The 3,413-nt window shown below is 58.2% G+C and carries 2 protein-coding genes and 1 pseudogene; 1 reads left to right on the top strand and 2 read right to left on the bottom strand.

The features are described 5' to 3' along the window. Positions 1–953, top strand: a pseudogene (locus HV796_RS40960) (DHA2 family efflux MFS transporter permease subunit); the annotation flags it as partial. Between the two features lie 48 nt (positions 954–1,001). On the opposite strand, the gene HV796_RS40955 reads toward HV796_RS40960, so the two are convergent. Both HV796_RS40955 and bla read right to left on the bottom strand, forming a co-directional pair. After that, positions 1,002–1,796 (bottom strand): alpha/beta fold hydrolase, encoded by a 795-nt coding sequence (locus tag HV796_RS40955; RefSeq protein WP_175233379.1) that lies wholly within the window; start codon positions 1,794–1,796, stop codon positions 1,002–1,004. A gap of 85 nt (positions 1,797–1,881) precedes the next feature. Continuing rightward, positions 1,882–2,787, bottom strand: coding sequence for a class A beta-lactamase (gene bla / locus HV796_RS40950; protein ID WP_175233378.1), 906 nt, complete (start codon positions 2,785–2,787; stop codon positions 1,882–1,884). Between the last annotated feature and the right edge of the window lie 626 nt (positions 2,788–3,413).

Genomic DNA, 3,413 nt, shown 5'->3' with positions numbered 1-3,413 from the left:
GCCGATCGATACGGTCGGCCTCGTGCTGCTGATCACCTGGGTCGGTTCGCTGCAGGTCATGCTCGACAAGGGCAAAGACCTCGACTGGTTTTCATCGACGACGATCATCGCACTCACCTTGATCGCGGTGATCGCGTTCGCGTTCTTCGTCGTCTGGGAACTGACTGCCGATCACCCGGTCGTGGACCTGTCACTCTTCAAGCTGCGCAATTTCACCGGCGGGACGGTCGCGCTATCGATAGGTTACGGGCTCTACTTCGGCAACCTCGTGTTGCTGCCGCTCTGGCTGCAAACGGACATCGGCTACACGGCAACTGACGCGGGCATCATCATGGCGCCGGTCGGTCTGTTCGCGATCCTGCTGTCGCCGCTCACCGGCAAGGTGTTGCCACGCACCGATCCGCGCTATATCGCGATCGCATCGTTTCTGGTTTTCGCGCTGTGCTTCTGGATGCGCTCACGTTATACGACCGGCGTCGATACGTTTACGCTGACCGTGCCGACGCTCATCCAGGGCGTGGCGATGGCGGGCCTCTTCATTCCGCTCGTGTCGATCACGCTGTCCGGATTGCCGGGCAACCGGATTCCGGCGGCATCCGGTCTGTCGAACTTCGTGCGGATCATGTGCGGCGGCATCGGTACGTCGATTTTCCAGACCGCGTGGGACCACCGGACGATTCTTCATCACACGCGGCTGGTCATGCAGGCGAATCCCTACAACCCGACGTTCGATGCAACCGTCCAGCAGATGAATCAGTTGGGCCTGAGCCACGAGCAGGCGTACGGCTTGTTCAATTCGATGGCGACGCAACAGGCGGCGCAATTGGGCGTCAACGACCTGTTCTATATTTCGGCCGGTATCTTCGTCGCGCTGATTGCGCTGATCTGGATCACGAAGCCGGAGCGCTCGCACGGTGGCGACGCGGGCGTCAGCGGCATCAGCGGCTCACTAGTCTAGAAGCCACCGATGTCGATGCCGCCTCAATCCGACCACTCTCAGATCAATTTCCACGCCTCAAGAAACTCAAACAGAGTTCTACCACGCAATTCGGTTGCTCGATTGGGCTCGGGTGACCACCAGGAATAGCCACATACTTTGCGCCAAGGCTCGTGGCAAGTTCTTTACCTTCTCGGGGCGGCGTCAGTAGGTCTTCAATGGCCGATACAACTAACGTCGCGTGGCGCCGCGGCAGGTTCAGTTGCCTCGCATCGAAGGACTTAAGGGCCTCAATTTGCCGCTCCTGGTCCGCGACAGATTGCTGTACTGGGTTGTCGCTGAGTTCCGCCATGAACTTCGTAATGTTCATCGGCATAGTTTGCCAGGTAAGCCCGGCGAGCAAACGCAAGGCGGCGTTTTCCTGAAAACCGGAATCGACACCTGCTTTGCGAAGCTCGAGCAAGTACTCAAGAGACTTAATCGCACCAAGGCTGAAAATCTGTGTGGAATTCAAAATTATACATTTTTCACACGAATCAGGAAATTGCGTGAACATGGTCTGTGCAATTGCGCCGCCCATCGACTGGGCCATCACGTTAACATGGCTCAGCCCCAGGTAATCGATGAGCGCCGCCACGTCGGCTGCCATCGTATGAATCGAGAATGGCCGCCCGTCGTCCAAGGTTCGACCAATACCCCGATTATCAAACGTCACAATCCGGAAATTCTTTTCAAGTGTCGGAACCATCTGGTCCCAGAATGTATGGTCCCAGGTATATCCTGCAATCAGAATTAACGGCGGGCCGTCGCCACGAATTTCATAATAAAAGTTTGCACTGTTAATTTCCGCGATCGCCATCAAATCTCCTTGTTTAGTGGAAGCGAGGCTTCAGGTGGCATTACACGCTTGCTCCCCGATAATTGATGTTCAGGCAAGTGTATCGTCAGGTCGTTCCCAAGGTTGTAAGTGCGATGCGCGTTGCCAACGCAATCACGCACTCCTTGGGCTTTTCACCCGCATGCGCCTGCGTGTAATACACGGTCAGCACGATCGGAGAACCGGCACGCGGCCACAGAACTGCAACGTCATTCGTCGTGCCGTAAGCGCCCGTCCCGGTCTTGTCGCCAACTCTCCACCCCGCTGGCACTCCGGCGCGGATGCGCCGGCTGCCAGTCGTACTGTCGTGCAGCCATTCGGTCAGTTGCGCCCGTTGACCTGTGCGCAATGAGCCGCCCAGCACAAGTGCGCGCAGACTGGCCGCCATCGCCTCGGGCGTCGTTGTATCCCGTGCATCGCCTGGAATCGCCGTGTTCAAGTCTGGCTCCAGACGGTCCAGGTGAAACTCACAATCCCCGATGGATCGAGCAAACGCCGTCACTGCCGACGGCCCTCCGATCAGCTCTATCAACAGGTTTGCGGCCGCATTATCGCTGTGCTGGACAGCAGCCGCGCAAAGCTCGGAAACTGTCATGCCCGTCTCAACGTGTCTTCGCGTTACCGGCGCGTAATTAGCACTCGCGACATCTGCCTGGCTATAGATCACCCGCCGCGTCAGCAAGGTCGGATACTCGCCGCTCTGCGCGAGCACTGCCGCGCAGACCATCACCTTGGACGTGCTGCAGAATGGGAACCGTTCGCGAGCGCGGTGCTGTACACGCCGGCCGGTCGCGCAGTCGAATGCATAAACGCCGAGACGCCCACCGACTTTATGCTCGAGTTCGGCGAGCGCAGCACAGGTCTCGACGGGCTCTGACGCCACGTCCGGACATGCATATGCGTTCATCGTCCAAGCAAGCGGCGCCATCGAGGCAGCCCGCAGCAAGATTCGACGGTGTATAGAATAGAACAATGTGTATTTTCAAATGAGAATGTCAAGTCCTGAATGACCGAGGCCACGCGCGACGAATTGCGGTGTGACATCCACTGGTTGCAGCTCAGTCATTGGGACGTGGCGAAGCCGAGATTTATCCAAGGCAAGCTCTGTGTTTGATGCGCCCCGCCGGCGCAAGCTTCCTAAGAAAGCCTCTGAGAGGAAAAGTTCCTTTTCGAGCGATGTCGATTGCGCACGATATCGTCTTGATGACTTCGCCACGGATCCAAGACAGCCAATCCTGCCGCGTAGCTGCTCGCTGCTCCCGATCGGCTCACTCGGACATCCGACGGAAGGACTATCGACAAATCAAATGAACTACCGCAACCCCAACCAGTACCGGAGGCTCTGCCGTTGATCAGTGACGGAGCCAACTCGGCGGCGGACCTCCCACCTCGCCGAGGTCATGAAATCGCAGGGTGGCGCCGCGCGTACCACGCCAGGTGATCGTATTGCCCAGAGGGTTTAGGCATTTTGGATAATCGGCACGGCACGAACAAGCATAAGCATGGCGAAGACGACGAAGTGCAGGCCCGCGAGGGTTTCGGGCAAGCGCTCATCCCCCAAGGGGACTTCCTTCGGGGCGTAGTCGCGCGCCAGTCGCC

Source organism: Paraburkholderia humisilvae, assembly GCF_902859855.1.
In the GTDB taxonomy this organism is placed as follows: Bacteria; Pseudomonadota; Gammaproteobacteria; order Burkholderiales; family Burkholderiaceae; genus Paraburkholderia; species Paraburkholderia humisilvae.
Note: the sequence above shows the minus strand (reverse complement) of the source record. Positions and strands in the feature narration are given on the sequence as shown.